This is a genomic window from Ruminococcus bromii (assembly GCF_928721825.1).
Taxonomy (GTDB): Bacteria; Bacillota; Clostridia; order Oscillospirales; family Acutalibacteraceae; genus Ruminococcoides; species Ruminococcoides bromii.
Genome location: NZ_CAKMVP010000003.1, coordinates 1,358,415 through 1,374,938, shown reverse-complemented (window position 1 = coordinate 1,374,938; position 16,524 = coordinate 1,358,415). Strand labels below are relative to the sequence as shown.

General features: G+C 40.9%; 12 protein-coding genes. 10 read left to right on the top strand and 2 right to left on the bottom strand.

Annotated elements, in window-relative coordinates:
* Window positions 1-104: 104 nt before the first annotated feature.
* Complete coding sequence (locus tag QDI94_RS09910) at window positions 105-236, bottom strand: hypothetical protein (protein WP_423816691.1); 132 nt, start codon at window positions 234-236, stop codon at window positions 105-107.
* A gap of 222 nt (window positions 237-458) precedes the next feature.
* Complete coding sequence (locus QDI94_RS07045; RefSeq protein WP_278868053.1) at window positions 459-1,397, bottom strand: AEC family transporter; 939 nt, start codon at window positions 1,395-1,397, stop codon at window positions 459-461.
* A 298-nt stretch (window positions 1,398-1,695) separates the two neighbouring features.
* Between QDI94_RS07045 and QDI94_RS07040 the strand changes: the two genes are divergently transcribed.
* The 10 genes from QDI94_RS07040 (at window position 1,696) to QDI94_RS06995 (ending at window position 16,517) form a co-directional block, all read left to right on the top strand.
* Window positions 1,696-2,139, top strand: coding sequence for a DUF6465 family protein (locus QDI94_RS07040; protein ID WP_278868051.1), 444 nt, complete (start codon window positions 1,696-1,698; stop codon window positions 2,137-2,139).
* A 677-nt stretch (window positions 2,140-2,816) separates the two neighbouring features.
* The gene (locus QDI94_RS07035; protein ID WP_101028205.1) at window positions 2,817-3,566 is read left to right on the top strand and encodes a phosphotransferase; all 750 of its coding nucleotides are present in this window, start codon (window positions 2,817-2,819) and stop codon (window positions 3,564-3,566) included.
* A gap of 458 nt (window positions 3,567-4,024) precedes the next feature.
* Window positions 4,025-5,641 carry a peptidoglycan-binding protein gene (locus tag QDI94_RS07030; protein ID WP_278868049.1) on the top strand — a complete coding sequence of 539 codons (1,617 nt, stop codon included), beginning with the start codon at window positions 4,025-4,027 and terminating at the stop codon, window positions 5,639-5,641.
* A 589-nt stretch (window positions 5,642-6,230) separates the two neighbouring features.
* Window positions 6,231-7,496: a replication-associated recombination protein A gene (locus QDI94_RS07025; RefSeq protein WP_278868047.1), complete on the top strand. Its 1,266-nt coding sequence runs from the start codon at window positions 6,231-6,233 to the stop codon at window positions 7,494-7,496.
* Window positions 7,497-7,806: 310 nt separating this feature from the next.
* A complete protein-coding gene (locus QDI94_RS07020) occupies window positions 7,807-9,453 on the top strand; it encodes a starch-binding protein (protein WP_278868046.1) in 1,647 nt (548 codons plus the stop codon).
* A 34-nt stretch (window positions 9,454-9,487) separates the two neighbouring features.
* Window positions 9,488-11,902, top strand: a complete 2,415-nt coding sequence (locus tag QDI94_RS07015) for an alpha-amylase family glycosyl hydrolase (protein WP_101028221.1) — start codon at window positions 9,488-9,490, stop codon at window positions 11,900-11,902.
* 447 nt (window positions 11,903-12,349) lie between these two features.
* Window positions 12,350-14,074 (top strand): adenine deaminase, encoded by a 1,725-nt coding sequence (ade, locus tag QDI94_RS07010; RefSeq protein ID WP_278868044.1) that lies wholly within the window; start codon window positions 12,350-12,352, stop codon window positions 14,072-14,074.
* Window positions 14,075-14,331: 257 nt separating this feature from the next.
* Window positions 14,332-15,093, top strand: coding sequence for a hypothetical protein (locus QDI94_RS07005; RefSeq protein ID WP_176789739.1), 762 nt, complete (start codon window positions 14,332-14,334; stop codon window positions 15,091-15,093).
* The gene (locus QDI94_RS07000; RefSeq protein ID WP_278868041.1) at window positions 15,080-15,838 is read left to right on the top strand and encodes a WxPxxD family membrane protein; all 759 of its coding nucleotides are present in this window, start codon (window positions 15,080-15,082) and stop codon (window positions 15,836-15,838) included. Before QDI94_RS07005 ends, QDI94_RS07000 begins: the two co-directional genes overlap by 14 nt.
* On the top strand, window positions 15,825-16,517 hold the full coding sequence (locus QDI94_RS06995) for a DUF2705 family protein (protein WP_278868039.1): 693 nt from the start codon (window positions 15,825-15,827) through the stop codon (window positions 16,515-16,517). Before QDI94_RS07000 ends, QDI94_RS06995 begins: the two co-directional genes overlap by 14 nt.
* The last annotated feature ends 7 nt before the right edge of the window (window positions 16,518-16,524 follow it).

The window sequence follows — 16,524 nt, the reverse complement described above, 5'->3', positions numbered from 1 at the left end:
TCAAACATTATCGCCCGAGCGTTATTTTTTAATTGAAAGTTGAAAATGGAAAACGGCGAGTCGCTGCGCCCTGTTCGTGAAGACAGTTTGCGATAGTTCAAACATTATCGCCCGAGCGTTATTTTCAAATTGAAAGTTGAAAATGGAAAATGAAAAATTGTAGGGGTGTTCATCGGACACCCGCTCGTGTGCAACGTACACAATTGCGCGCATTGCGTACAAATTTGAATACACATTTTTCATCACATAAAAAAATATGTGTTTAAACAAATTCTATCATTAAGGCGAGCGCCCAATGAGCGCCCCTACAATTAAACAGTTAAATTCATATAAAATAAAAATTGCATCAATGCCGTTTCGGGCATCAATGCAATTCATTTATCTCAACTATCTTCTCGAAAGGTCTGCGGTGGCACACCGCCGACCATAATTTTCCATTTTCAATTTTCCATTTTACATTAACTACTAAATCCGCTCATCATACCGGTAAGCATAACAACTAAGGGCATTGCTGCAAGCGAAAATACTGTTGTTGCGGCAACAATACTGACTGACAATTCAACATCCTTGTTAAATTTTGTTGCAAACATAGTTGTTGTTGCGGCAGTAGGCGCTGATGTAGCGATTACGCAAGCCATGGTAATAATCGGAGTGACACGGCACAATGACATTACAACCGCTGTAAGCATCGGCAAAACAATCAAACGAACCGCCGATGAAAAATATACGCCCTTGTCGGTGAATGCCTTTTTAAAGTCAGCCTGTGAAAGGTAAAAACCGATAATAAGCATCGGGAGCGGAGTGTTCAGAACTGCAAGATATTCAACCGGCTGACTGATTATGTACGGAAGCTTAAAACCTGTAATAAACAGGATAATTGCAAGAAGAACACCGATAAGACCGGGGTTGAGAACAAGCTTTTTGAACGAAAGCTGTTTTTTGTCACCGCTCATCGAAACAAGTCCGTGCGTCCAGACAAAGATATTGAATACGGCAACAAAAATTGAGCCGTAGAACCAACCGTCATCACCGAGAATTGCTTTTTGAAGCGGCAGGGACATAAACGCGCAGTTTGAATAAATTGTTGCAAAGCGGATAACCGCCTTACGGCTTTCATCTTTATCATGAAAAATCAGGTTACAGATAAGTATTGACACAGCGAAAATAAGTGCAGAGCAGGTAACGCAAATTATAAGTCCGCTTAAAAGCTCAAACGAGAACTCCCGCTGAAAAGCAGAAATCATAACGCAGGGCGTCACAACATACAACACTATATCGGTCATGTGACGGGCGGAAAAATCGGTGATAATTTTCTTCTTACCGCAAATAAAACCAACTGCAATCAAAATGAACAGTACAAGCACCTGTTGTGCAATAATAATGAAATTCTCTCCCATAAATCATTCTTCTCTCTTACATTAATTGGCTACTATTTTAGCACAGTTGCAAGGGGTTTTCAAATGATGATGTGCTTTTTTTCGTTTTTTTGACAAGAAAAAACGACATAGTTCACAAATATGAGGCAATAACATTGTGCATTTCAACTAACAGGAATTTTATTTTTTCGCAAATATGTATTAACCGCCGAATTTTTGTACAGTTTATTGACATTTTTTACTCTGAAATGTATAATATTTACAAAAGATAAAACTTTTATTCCTGCAATATTTTATTACTTTGAAAGAAGGATTTGTTATGGCAACAACTAAGAAAACAACTGCAAAAGCAACTGCTGCAAAGGCTGCGGATGTTAAAGAAGAGCCTGCAAAAAAGGCTGTTGAAGTAAAGGCTGAGCCTGCTAAGACTGTTGCTGCAGCTGCAAAGAAGGCTGAACCCGCAAAGACAGAAACCGTAAAGGTTGAAACTGTTAAGAAAGCAGAGCCCGTTAAAAAGGCTCCTGTTAAGAAAGCAGCTCCAAAGAAGGTTGCTCCAAAGAAGCCCGTTCCGGTTGAAACAAAGGTTAATTTCTTCGTAGAATATGCAGGCGCACAGGTTCCTGTTGAAGAAGTAATCAAAAATGTTAAGGCTACATACGGCAAGGAAGCAAAGGAAATTTCAATTTATCTCAAGCCGGAGGAGAGCAAGGCTTACTTTGTTGCCGACGGCAACGCAGAAGAAATGGATGTATTCTTCTGCTGATTGCAATAAATTTTAATAAAACCGATTAACACACAGCATTTTATGCTGTAAGAAGGCACATAACCGAAAACAATGACGGTTATGTGCCTTTTGCGGTTTTGTATTCATATATAAATAATGTTGCAAGGTTTCTGTAGTACCCCGACACAATAACGCACGGCTTTTATTGTGTCGGGGTACTTGAGCATAAACATAAAATTTCATCAAGCGGGCGGATAATATCCGCCACTACAGAATTGTGTGAACGGTTGCAATGTCATGCTCGGGCATAGTATGTTTTTTGACATCTCAAACTATCTACACGAATTGGGTACGGCGGCTCGCCGTGCGGGCGGATAATATCCGCCACTACAGAATTGTGCGAACGGTTGCAAAACGGCTGATTTGTTTTGAAAATTTATACAGCTATGCAATATGCACAAAAGAATGTTAAAAATTTCACAATTATTTAGTTAAAAGTTTAACAAAAAATTATGCACTTCATATAAAATATTTTGCTCTTTTTGTAGGAAATGTAAAAAACTCTTTATTTGTATTTGCTAAATGCACAAAGAAAATTCCGATTATTTTGTTATTTTTACACTATACTAACCCCTTAATTTGTTGTATAATATAACCGAAGCAATGAAAGATTGCTCAATAAAAAATAAATATTTTAAAGCGAAAGGGGCTTTATTATGAAATTAGATACAGTTCTTGCAAAAAGAGAGAACAAGGTAGTTTATAAAGACGGCGCGCTTGCAGCAAAAGTTTTTGACGAGTGCTATCCGAAATCAGATATTCTTAACGAGGCTCTTAATCAGGCGAGAGTTGAAGAAACAGGCCTTAATATTCCGAAAATCGAAGAAGTTACAAAGATTGACGGCAAGTGGGCTATTATTTCAACCTTTATTGAAGGCAAGACTCTTGCTGAGCTTATGGCAGAGCATCCTGAAAAGGAGGATGAATATCTTAATCTCTTTGTTGACATTCAGGTTAAAATCCTCAGTCAGAAAGCACCGTTGCTTAACAAGCTGAAAGATAAGATGAAACGCAAAATCAGCGAAACAGACCTTGATGCAACAACAAGATATGAGCTTGAAACACGCCTTAACGGTATGCCGAACCACACAAAGGTTTGTCACGGCGATTTCAACCCGAGCAATATTATTATTGACGAGTCGGGCACACCGTATGTAATCGACTGGTCGCACGCAACACAGGGTAACGGTTCAGCCGATGCAGCGAGAACATATCTGCTGTTCCGTTTGAATCATCAGGAAGAGCTTGCTGAAAAGTATATGAAGCTTTATTGCACAAAGACGGACACAGCCCGTCAGTATGTTGACCGTTGGCTCCCAATCGTAGCCGCATCGCAGTCTGTTAAGGGCAAACCCGAAGAAAGAGAATTTCTCCTAAAATGGGCAAGTGTTTGTGAATATCAGTAATGCGACGCTTTTTAAAGGTATTTTAACATTACTGACCGTTGATTGATTTCCAAATTTCATATTGAAATTTTCTCTCCTCTATTTTTTCATATTTTCATAATTGTATTACGGAAACCGAATAAAAGCGCTCCCACTCCACACGCTTGGAGTGGGAGTGCTTTTTTGTACACTGTGTTTGTTACTCCGTTTTTATATAGAGCCAATTTTTGTTACACCGAAGCAACTTAAATATTACAAAATATTACAAATTTTGTAATATTTGCTCTATTTGAGTGTGTGAAATAAAGATTTTGTGAGTGAAACTGCATCGAAATTTCCGAATTAGCAAAAAATACAGGCTTTGGGGTTGATTTTTTAAAAATATGATGCTATAATAGTTACAAATTTGTTATCAAGGTGTAACCTTAATTGTAATTAACAGTCAGATTTGGTAACAATTAAGATGGAGGTAATTAACGATGCAGAGAATAAAAAAGATTACTGCAATCATACTGAGTGTTCTCACACTTTCAAGTGTATGCGTGTTCAGTTCTTCTTTTTCTGCCGGTGCAAAAGGCACGGGTGCCGGTCTTGCAGAGTGGGCGCTTAATGCCTATAACAGCGGATGGTCATATGTTTACGGCGGTTCAACCCCCGGTGCGGTAGACTGTTCAGGTCTTATCTATTCATATGCCGGCGGTGAAAGATGCGGTAATCCTCAGCTTGAAACAGCTACCGAAACAGGTTCGGTAAGCGCAGGTATCCCAAATGTTCACGGTCTTGGACTTTGGCGTCCCGGTCATGTGGGCGTTTATGTCGGCAACGGTATGGAGGTTGACGCAAGAGGCGATGAATACGGTGTTTGCTACGAGGCAATCGGCGGTTACAACAATTGGACATACTGGTTCAAGCTTGCCGCAGTTTCCTATGTAACAAACGGTTGGGAAAGCTTTAACGGCAGCTATTACTATTATGAAAACGGCGAGTACATTGTAAATACTTCAAGAACAATTGACGGTACTACATATTACTTTGATTCACAGGGTCGATCGAGCAAGACTCCTTCCGATACTTCATCAAGCAGTTCTTCAAGCAGTTCGTCAGGTTCGGATAATTCATCAGGTTCAAGCTCATCAAGCGCTTCTGATTCATCCGGCAATCAGTCATCTTCAAGCAACGCACCGAGCGTGTACAAGAACGGTTCATCGGGTGCAGAGGTAAAGAAGATTCAGCAAAGACTGGCTGACCTCGGTTACTATAACGGTGCGATTGACGGAAACTTCGGCGATGCAACAGAAGAGGCTTACAAGGCATTCCAGAAGGCTGCGGGTCTTACGGTTGACGGTATCGCAGGCGACTCAAGAAATACGCTTTATTCAGAGGACGCTCCTGAAGCCCCAAAGGCAGATACAACTGCAAAGGTTGAGGAGGACAAGCCCGAAGAAGAAACAACTGCTCCCACAGAGCCTGCGACAGAGCCTACAACAGAAGCAGTTCAGTATCAGAACGGTGACGAAGGTGAGAAAATAACTGCAATTCAGCAGCAGCTCATCAAGCTCGGCTACTTTGCAATGGAAGCAACAGGCTATTACGGCGAGTACACAGCACAGACTGTTGCGAACTTCCAGAATCAGAACTCACTCGATTCAACAGGTATCGTTGACGAGAAGACATACAACGCACTCTTCAGCGATAAAGCAGTTGCAAATCCTGATACAGAGGTTGTAAGCGGTGAGGTTTCACCGGCAGTTTCAGCCGCTCCGATTGAAATGCCCTCGTCAACAGGTGCATCGCAGTTCATTCTTTCAAACGAAAAGAATCAGAACTATTCAGACACAGCGTCAAGCGTTGCGGTTCAGTCTGTAAAATCAGCTGACAGGGCTCTTGCAAAATCAAAAGCCGCAACTACTCCGACACTTGTTGCCGCAGTTCAGAGATCGGCAAATGTGGGTCTTTGGTTTGCGCTTGTTGCAGTTATCCTCGGTGCAATCGCTTTCGTATTTTTCCTTCGTGACAGAAAGCTTTCAAGATATTCAAGATATGTCGCAAGAAAGAAGAAGAGAGCCACAAAGGACGAGCTTAACACAAGATGGTAATCAATACATAATCTAATTTATTAAACAGCCGATTGAAAGATATCGGCTGTTTTTGTTTAATTGAAAATTAAAAACGCATAATTGAAAATTTCGGTCGGAAATAAAGTCTTGTTAAGTGCAAAGCTTATTGTTTCCGACCATATTATTGCAACCGCTGCGACCTTTAATTTTTGCTTGACAAACTGTACGAACAAATGTACTATAGATAGAAGAGCCGAGGTTCGCAGCCTTAAAATAACGACCGGCGAGGACTAAGCCGAGGAAATCACGGAGCGATTGGAACGGATTAGACGAGTGGGAGATATTTTAAGGAAAGCGGAGAACAACGAGGCTTGACAGGAAGAAGAGCCGAGGTTCACAGCCTTAAAATAACGACCGGCGAGGACTAAGCCGAGGAAATCACGGAATGATTGGAAGGGATTAGACGAGTGGGAGATATTTTAAGGAAAGCGGAGAACAACGAGGCTTGACAGAAAGAAGAGCCGAGGTTCGCAGCCTTAAAATAACGACCGGCGAGGACTAAGCCGAGAATGATAACTTTGAAATATGCAGAAAATATGCAACTTAAAAATCACAAGGGGAAAAAACTATGAACAAACCGCTTGCGGACAGAATCCGCCCGAAAACTCTTGATGATATAGTGGGACAAAAGCATCTTATTGCACCCGAAAAGCCATTGCGGAAAATTATTGACAGCGGAGATATTCCGAATCTTATTTTTTACGGACCCTCGGGTGTGGGCAAGACTACACTTGCAACATATATTGCAAGAAAAACAAACCGTACTCTCAAAAAGCTGAACGGCACAACTGCGTCAACCGCCGATATAAAGGAAATTGTTTCGCAGCTCAACACATTTTCAGGAGTAAACGGTATTCTTCTCTATCTTGATGAGATTCAGTATTTTAACAAAAAGCAACAGCAAACCCTGCTTGAATACATCGAAAACGGAAGTATAACCCTGATTGCTTCAACAACCGAAAATCCGTACTTTTATGTATATAACGCAATACTCAGCCGTTCAACGGTTTTTGAATTTAAGCCGGTTACTCCCGACGAGGTTGAAAGGGCGGTTTACCGTGCATGTGATTTTCTTGTCGAAGAGAGCGGCATTGATATTGAAATGTCGGAGGAGTGTGCAAAAAAAATTGCAACGGGCTGTGGCGGAGATGTTCGCAAGGCTATGAATGCGGTTGAGCTTTCCGTGATTGCAACAGATGAAATTGACGGAAAAAAGGTTGTAAGACTTGAAACCGTTGAACAGCTTGTGCAGAAAAGTGCAGTAAGATATGACCGTGAGGGCGATGAGCATTACGATATTATTTCAGCATATCAAAAAAGTATGCGCGGCAGTGACCCCGATGCGGCGCTTCATTATCTTGCAAGACTTCTTGAGGCAGGCGATTTGCCCAGTGCATGCCGCAGACTTATGGTGTGTGCGTGTGAGGATGTGGGGCTTGCGTATCCGCAGCTTTTGCCGATTGTAAAGTCGTGCGTGGATATGGCGCAGGCTGTAGGGCTTCCCGAGGCGAGAATACCCCTTGCAGACGCGGTGGTGATGGTGTGCAATGCTCCAAAATCCAATTCGGCATATATGGGAATAAACAGAGCCTTGGCAGATATTCACACAGGTAATTCGGGACCGGTGCCCAGACAACTGCAGAATAAGCACTGCGACGGAGAAGACAACCCGAATAAGGGTCAGTTTTATCTGTATCCCCACGATTTTCCGAACCACTATGTTGAACAGCAATATCTGCCCGACGCATTAAAGGATAAAAAGTATTATGAGTACGGCAAAAACAAGAACGAACAGGCGTTCAAAGCCTACTGGGACAAAATCAAGGGGAAGTAATCCGATTTAATGAATTTTGATTTTAAAAAAACAAGTTAATATAAAAGTCGTTTATGAGTCGGTCAAAAAAGCTCGAAAATTATAAGTACACATCTGATTTGTTGCGTTTTATATTTTCATTTCTTGCTATTTATTTTCTTATTGTTTAATATGCACAATTTGAATGTGAATATTTTGTGACACAAGATATTTTATTATTCTAAAAAAGAAAATAAAAACCGATTCGATAATGTAAAATTAAGGAGTAATTGTGGAGTAGTGTTGAGTAGCTTCACACATGCAACAAAAAATAATTTTGGAGGAAATCAAAATGGTAAAAAGACAACACAAAATCATTTGCCTTGTGCTTTGCCTTATGCTGGCGGTTTCAACCGTATTCGTCGGTGCAGTAAGCGCTTCTGCTGCAACAGGCGATACTGTTTACGTTAAGGTAAACAACGGCTGGTCAAATGTTAACTGCTATATGTGGACTGACGGTCTCGGCAGCAACGCATCTTGGCCGGGTAAAGCAATGACAAAGGTTGAAGACGGTGTATATTCCTACACTCTTGACAAGGATTATACAATGGTAATCTTCAACAACGGCTCAGATCAGACAGGCGACCTTGCATACCCGGGTCACGGCAAAATCTATGACCTTTCAAAGAAAACATGGTCGGATTATGCAGGTGCTCCTTCACAGGGTCCAACTGTTCAGACACCTACAAGCGCAACAACAGCAACAACAGCAACAACTCCCACACAGGGCAGTGAAGGCACAACTATTTTCCTCAATAACGAGGCAGGTTGGGCAACACCTGTTGCTTATATGTGGAACAGCAATTCTGACAGCAACGGCGCATGGCCGGGCGTAAAGATGACAAACATCGGCGGCAATGTCTATCAGTATACTGCATCAAAGACATTTACAAGCTGCATCTTCAGCAACAGCGGTCAGTCACAGACAGGAGACCTTACTGCAAAGGACGGCTATATATACAACAACAAGACTAATCAGTGGTCTGTTTATGATACAAGCCCTCTCCAGGTTAAGGAATTTACTGCTGATCCTGCATCAAACATCTACACAGGTACAGATGTACAGCTTTCTGCAACTGCTGCCAATAAGAGCGGTGCAGCAGTAAGCTACAAGTTCTCTGTTACTAACGCACAGGGCGGAACATCAACACTTTCCGACTTCTCTTCAGCAAAATCAGTAACATGGACTCCTACAGTTGCAGGTGAATACACAATTACATTTGACTTTAAGGATACAGACGGCAACACAAACAGCCGTACAATGACTCTTGAAGTTAAGGACGACTCAGCACTTGTTAAGCCAATCATCAAGAGTGTTACTCCTGCAAACCTTAACCTCATTAAGGTTAACTCAACTGCTACTGTAACAGTTAAGGCAGGCGGCGGTAAGACAGGTACAAACCTTCTTTTCTACAAGTATGTTGTAACTGATCCTAACGGCGCTCAGAACACTCCTTACTACACACTCAACAACATTTACACATTCGTTCCTACAATGAAGGGTGAATACAAGGTTAATGTTTATGTTCAGGGCTCTGACAACAGCACAATAAACAAGACTTATACTTACACAGCAGCAGATGATGTTACTGAGCCGACAACAGTTGTTGTTCCTACAACAGCTCCTCAGCCAACTACTGTTCCGCAGCCTACAACAGCTCCACAGCCTGCAACAAAGCCACAGCCAACTACTTCACCGGTTCAGCCGACTACAGCAGTTCAGCCTACAACTGCTCCCGAAAGACTCCGCGGTGATGTTAACGGTGACGGTACTGTAACTGTTGTTGACACAACATATCTCCAGAAGTCACTTGTTCATATCGCAGGTGTTCCTTCGCTCGATCAGCTTGATCTTGCAATATGTGATCTTGACGGTGACGGCATAATCAGTATTAAAGACGCAACTATTATCCAGACAATTGTTCTAAATCTTAAATAATCTAAATTAAATAATAAAGATTGGAGATATACTTATGACAGGAATCAAGAAGCTGTGTGCGCTTGTTCTTGCTGTAATGATGGTTGTAACCGTAGGCGTGATTTCTGTAAATGCAGCTCAGAGTTCCGACTCTGATGCTGTTGCTGCGGATACAACAAATACAGGCATTACAATTCATGTAAGAATGAAGGACAGCACTCAGCCATATGTATATTTGTGGAACTCGCTTCCTACAAATAGCGCTATGTCAAAGTCTTACCCCGGTGAGAAGATGACAAAGGGCGACAAATGGTACAACTACCATGTAGCTGATGTTACAAAAGTAAACGCAATTATCACAGACGCAGACGGCAAGCAGTACTCTACAGAGAAAAAGCTTGAGTCAGGAGCAAGCTCAGACTGGTACTTTGAGAACGGTAAGTGGTCAAAATACAACCCTGACGAGCCGGATCCGATTGGCAGCGTTGATATGCGTGAAGAAACAATCTACTTCGTTATGACAACCCGTTTCTATGACGGAGATACAGGCAACGATGTTCACTGCTGGGATGACGGCACAGCCGGCAACGGTGATGACGACCCTGCATGGCGTGGTGACTTCAAGGGTCTTGGCGAAAAGCTCGACTACATCAAGGCTCTCGGCTTCAGCGCAATCTGGGTAACACCTGTTGTTACAAACGGATCAGGCTATGACTACCACGGCTATCATGCTATGGATTTGTCAACAGTTGATGCTCGTTATGAAAGCTCAGACTACACATACGAGGATCTTATTCACGATGCTCACCAGAAGGGCATGAAGATTATTCAGGACGTAGTTCTTCAGCACACAGGTAACTTTGGTGAAGCACACTTCTGTGATCTTTTCACAAAGGATACAACTAAAGACCTTGGCAACCTTCAGGAGTCATTGATTCCTACACAGTATCTTCTTGATACATACGGCCTTAAGTCACCTGAGGAATACTGGGCTCAGAAGCCGGGTGTTCAGTATCAGCAGAGACTTAATCTTATGAAGAATGTTACTTACTCAGGCGACAACGGTAACTCAACAGGACCTCAGCCCGCAGCTAAGGACTTCTCTATGGATAAGATTTCACAGAGTGATACTTACAACCCGAACAACTACTATCATACAGGCTATTTCCAGAGTCCTAACTATGATGACTGGACAACAAAGTTCAGCCAGATTGCAGGCGACTGCGTTGACCTTAACACAGAGAACCCTGCAGTTGCAGAATATGTTGTAGATTCATATTCAAAGTATATGGATATGGGCGTTGACGGCTTCCGTGTTGATACTGTTCGTCACATTCCGAGAGTATCTCTCAACATTATGTTCAATGATCAGCTTATGGACGCTGCTAAGGCAGCAGGCAAGCCTAACTTCTATATGTTCGGCGAAATCTGCACAAGATACACATCAGTTTGGTATCGTGGCCATGCCGAGGAGTCAACTCCTTACTACACATGGAAAGAGTCTAACTCTAAGTGGGCAGACAGCTGGAACTGGGGCACATCAGCTTCAGAAATCAACGACAACATGAACCTCGTTCTTCAGCATTATCTTGAAGAAGATAATTACAACGGTGATATGGATTCTACACAGCCAAAGAGCGACAACGCTTACCTTGACGGTATTACATATCACGGTTCCGACCGTTCTATGGCATCAGGCATGGATGCAATTGACTTCCAGATGCACAGAATGTTCGGTAGCGCTAAGAACGCTTATAACTTCGCTGTTAACAACGACCAGTATTACAATGATGCAACATACAGCGTAATGTATGTTGATTCACACGACTATGCTCCTGAACAGCCGGATGAAACAACTCGTTTCACAGGCGGTACACAGACATGGGCAGAGAATATGGATCTTATGTTCACATTCCGTGGTATTCCTTGCGTATACTATGGTTCAGAAGTTGAGTTCAAGAAGGGTGAGCTTATTGATAAGGGTACACTTATTTCTCTTGAAAACTCAGGTCGTGCATACTTCGGTGATTATCTTGAGGGTACTGTAAACGCTACTGACTTCAGTGAGTACACAGCATCAGGCACTGTTGCTGACACTCTTGCAAGCCCGCTCAGTAAGCACCTTTCAAAGGTTAATGCTATTCGTCGTGCTATCCCCGCTCTCCAGAAGGGTCAGTACACAGCATCAAACACATATGTAACAGGTGGAGATATGTCTTATGTTCGCCGTTATACTGACGACAACACAGACAGCCTTGCACTCGTTTCAATTTCTTCAGGTGCAACATTTAAGAACATTCCTAACGGCAAGTATGTTGACGCTGTTACAGGTGATGTTAAGTATGTTACAGACGGTACACTTACAGTTCCGGAACTTGCTAAGGCTAACATGAGAGTTTATGTATGCTGCGCAAGCGGATTTACAGGTATCGACGGTCAGATCGGCGGAGATTCAGCTTACGCTAAATAATTCCGACTCGGTTTATTCCTGAATCTGTAATTAAACAAAATAATTACGGCACTCCGATATTTTTCGGAGTGTCGTTTTTTTGCGCTTGTTTTGAGAATGCATTTTGTATATTTGAGCGTAGTTGAGGATAATATTATATTTTGTGTATTTGAAGGCTTTGTAACATTTTGTATGTTAAAAGTGAGTTTTACGGCAACAATTTACTGATACATAATAAAAAGCTCTAAGAGAATAAAACATAAAAAATTTCACATTGCAAAAATTATCGCGGTATATCATATTAAAGTGATAAATTGTAAAAACTATTTATTATAGTTCTTTGAAATTGCAGACTTCTTATGCAATTTGCTAAAAAACAGCGTATGATATTCGTGAAATTTACTTATGGAAATGGTTTTTGCAAAGTGCTATAATCTTGTAAATATATATAAGAAGGGCGGTGCTTTTATGCAGGAAATATTCGAACAGAGAATAAACAGACAGCTTGCAGCAAAGCAGAGAATAATTGCGGTTGCGGCAGGCAGGGAAAAGGCAGACCTTGTTTTGAAAAACGCAAAGTATCTTAATGTGTTTTCAAATGAATTTTTGTGCGGTGACATAGCCGTTGCAAACGGACTGATTGCCGGCGTCGGAAAATATGACGGTAAAACAGAGATTGATGTCAGCGGAAAACTCGTTCTCCCGGGTTTTATTGACGCACATATTCACCTTGAAAGTTCAATGGTGACTCCTGCTGAATTTGCAAAGGCAGTTGTTGCCCACGGTACAACCACAGTCATAACCGACCCTCACGAAATCACAAATGTAATGGGCATTGACGGAGTTGAATATATGATTCAGGCATCGCAAAATTTGCCGATTGATGTTCATTTTATGATGCCGTCATGTGTGCCTGCCACAGAAATTGACGAGAGCGGTGCGGAGCTTGACCGCAAGGATATTGACTTGTACTTGGATAATAATAAAAAGGTACTCGGACTTGCAGAGATGATGAACTATGTCGGTGTTATCAACGGCGATAAAAATGTGCTTTCAAAAATTGTCACCTCGCAGGCTCATCACAAGAAGATTGACGGCCACGCTCCTGAGCTTTCGGGCAATGACCTCAACGCATACATTGCCGCAGGTGTCTATTCCGACCACGAGTGTTCCACCTTTGAAAATGCCCTTGAAAAGCTGAGAAAAGGTCAGTTTATTATGATAAGAGAGGGTACTGCCGCTCATAATCTCAAGGCGCTTATGCCGCTTTTGACTCAGCAGTATTACTCAAGGTGTATGTTTGCAACAGATGATAAGCATCCAAGCGATTTGCTTTACGGCGGTCATATTGACTACATCGTAAAACAGGCGCTGAAAAACGGTGCAGATCCGATTGTTGCTCTCAAAACAGCAACCCACCATGCCGCAAGATACTTTTTGCTCAATAACAAAGGTGCGATTGCTTCGGGTTATCTTGCCGATATTGTTGTTGTCGATAATCTTGAAGATTTCAATGTTGAAACTGTTTTCAAGCGTGGCAAGCTTGTTTTTGACGGCGAAGTTAAGGACTTTTCTGCTCCCACAGTTGATGAAAAGCTTGCCGAAGAATGCTTTGACACTTTCCACCTTGACAGCGTAACTCCGAGCAGTTTCAAGGTTGACGGAAAACTCGGGCTTATCGGTCTTGTCGGCGGTGAATTGCTCACACGCAATCTCGGCACAGCAGATAAAATTGATGTGGAAAACGATATTCTGAAAATTGCCTGCATTGAGCGTCACAAAGGCACAAATCATATCGGTGTCGGCTATGTTAAAGGATATTCGCTGAAATCGGGTGCAGTCGCAACCTCTGTTGCCCACGATTCGCACAACATTATCGCAGTCGGCTGTAATGATGATGATATTGCCGTTGCCGTGAACGCAATCAAGGACAGCAAGGGCGGTATCGCAGTTGTTGAAAACGGCAAAATCAAGGCTCTGCTCGAACTCCCGATTGCAGGCTTGATGTCTGATGAACCGCTTACAACCGTAAACGAAAAGCTCGAAAATGCAAAGTTATCTGCATATGAACTTGGTGCGGACAAAAGCATTGATCCGTTTATGACTCTCTCGTTTCTAAGCCTGCCCGTTATTCCAAGCTTGAGAATAACCACCAAAGGTGTGTTTGATGCAGAAAATTGGAAAATGCTCTGATGTACGGAAGCTATTAACAATACAATAAAATATCAAATAAATAAAACAGGAAAACAAAATGCGTATTTGTCGCTTTGTTTTCCTGTTTTATTTTGTAAAAAGGTTATAGTCATTTTACAGTCACTTTGCATTTGTATAATTTGAATATAAAAGGAATCGGTTGATTAAAACAAATAGCAAATAAATTAACAAATCGGCATATTCATTGTAATTGTTCAAATCAAAAAATGTGTTTAGTAAAAATTGAGGTGAAAATTATGTCATATTATATTACCCGAATATTTAATAACAAACTTAAATTAGGCGTTATACTGTATATTTTTATTGCTCCTATACTTGATATACTGTTGACTCTGATTGATCTAAGTAAAGGAGCTTCTGTTCCTGCACCGTATTTGGCGACCTTTTTAGGAGGTTTCTCAATTGGAGGGTTAAGAAAATTACTAAAGTGGTATTTACCACTGCTTTTAGCAATCGTTGTTGCGGATGATTGCATTGAGGATTACAGAATAGGATACAAAAATATTCTTATCACAAAAAGAGGTAAGAATAAATATTTTGCATTAAATATGCTTAAAAGTTTTGTTATTTCTTTTTTGATTATTATAATTCCTCTTTTGCTTAATCTCCTTATGGTGTATATTGTTTTTGCAGGAGGTACATATTTATTTATGGATCCGGAATCTATAAAAGCAATTCCAAGTATGGCGGAGTATTATAGCCACCCAATGTTTTATAACCTGCTTTGTATTCTTCTGCTTTCGCTCACCGGTGGCGTTGTGGGAAGCGGTGCAACGGCACTTGCAATGGCATTTCCAAACAGATTTATCCTTTATCCGTTAATATTTATATTGTGGTATATACCGTCAATTGCTAAACAGTCTATTATGATGGCTTTTCAGCCTTTTACCGAATATCCATTGTCATATGCACTTCCTTCAGTTATTTTCGTATTAGCTACAAATGTGGTTGCTGTTTTGTTTTCGTTCTTTAAGGTGACTAAGTATGATCAGGTGTAAATTAAGAAAATATGCAATCGTACTTCCGCTTTGCGCAGTGTTTTTTATTTCGCTTTGCACATACACATATTTACGATTTTATAATTATTTGAATTCGGATTATTCTGAGAAGTTAAGCCAAAAAAATATTTTTTATAATGTTGCGGGCGGTGATGGTGACTTTATCACATCTGGCAATGTTATCGGTTTTTATATAATATTGTTCGTTTTGTTTTTGTTTTACATATTTACCGATGAGAATGAAAGCTACATTGTAAGACTGAAATCGAGAGCCTCTTTTGTGACAGGAAGAATTGCTGATTGTGCGGTATTTGCTTTTTTGTTTTCATTTTTGATAGAAGCAGTCAACGTAGTTGCGGCACTCATCTGCTTTGACATTAACCTGATTTTAGAATTGAATTTTCTGCAATATTCGGCACTTGAACTTTTGACTTTGTTTTTGTTTTATTTCAGAGCAGGACTCGTTATGCTCTCATTCGGAATAATAATTTCTCCCAAAGTTGCTCCGTTCATTACTATTGCATTATATCTTATAGAGTTATTTGCGACTATTATTTTCATGATAAGTAAAGTATGGTTGCCGTTCAGAGATTCCGTAGTGGTGTCAAAACTTATGCACGGCGAAATGGTTCTGTCGGATATGTGGGGCATTATATTAAGAGCATTGCTTATGATGTTTTTGCTTATCTTCTCTTCCTACTTTTTGTATCAGAAAAAGGATGTTTTGAGTAATGTTAAAAAGTAAGCTTGTTTTGTCGATAATACTGATTGTTGCGTGCTTTGCTCAATTGTTCAGTTGTGTATTTCAGGGAGATTTTCAAAATGCCTTTATGATTGGTTTAGCCCCAAGCGATTACGGCTTTGAAATTACAAAATTTCTGCCGCTTTTGCTGCCTGTGTGTTTTATTCTCTTCTTTACGAGCGGATCAATTGAGAACCTTAAACAAGGCTACGGCAAGATGTTGATTGTACGCAATTATTCAAAAACAGTGCTGATTTTAAAGCGTTGTCTTAACAATTTTATAGCATTGATTTGCATTGTTTTGTTCCAGTTCATAATCTTTTTTGTTGCAAGAGAAAGTATGACTCCCGTTGAAAGCGGAACTCTTAAATCTTTGATTATGTACTTTTTGACAATTTTTTCGCTGATAGTTATTCAGTCTTTGCTTGAAATCAGTATTCCTGCACACATTGTGAACATAGGAATTTTCACCTATTGCTTTATTGCGTACTATTTGGTTCAGAATTTCGTTGACGCACCGATTTGGAAAATGATTCTCTTCCCGAGTTTGATGTTCGGAATGCAGAACGGTGCTGTGTCGGGCGAGAGCATTTACTACGGATACCTGTTATTCATAGTTGCGTTAAATGCTTTGTGCATTTTCATTCTGAATTTGAGATTTAAGAAAACCGATATTTTTTGAGGTGATA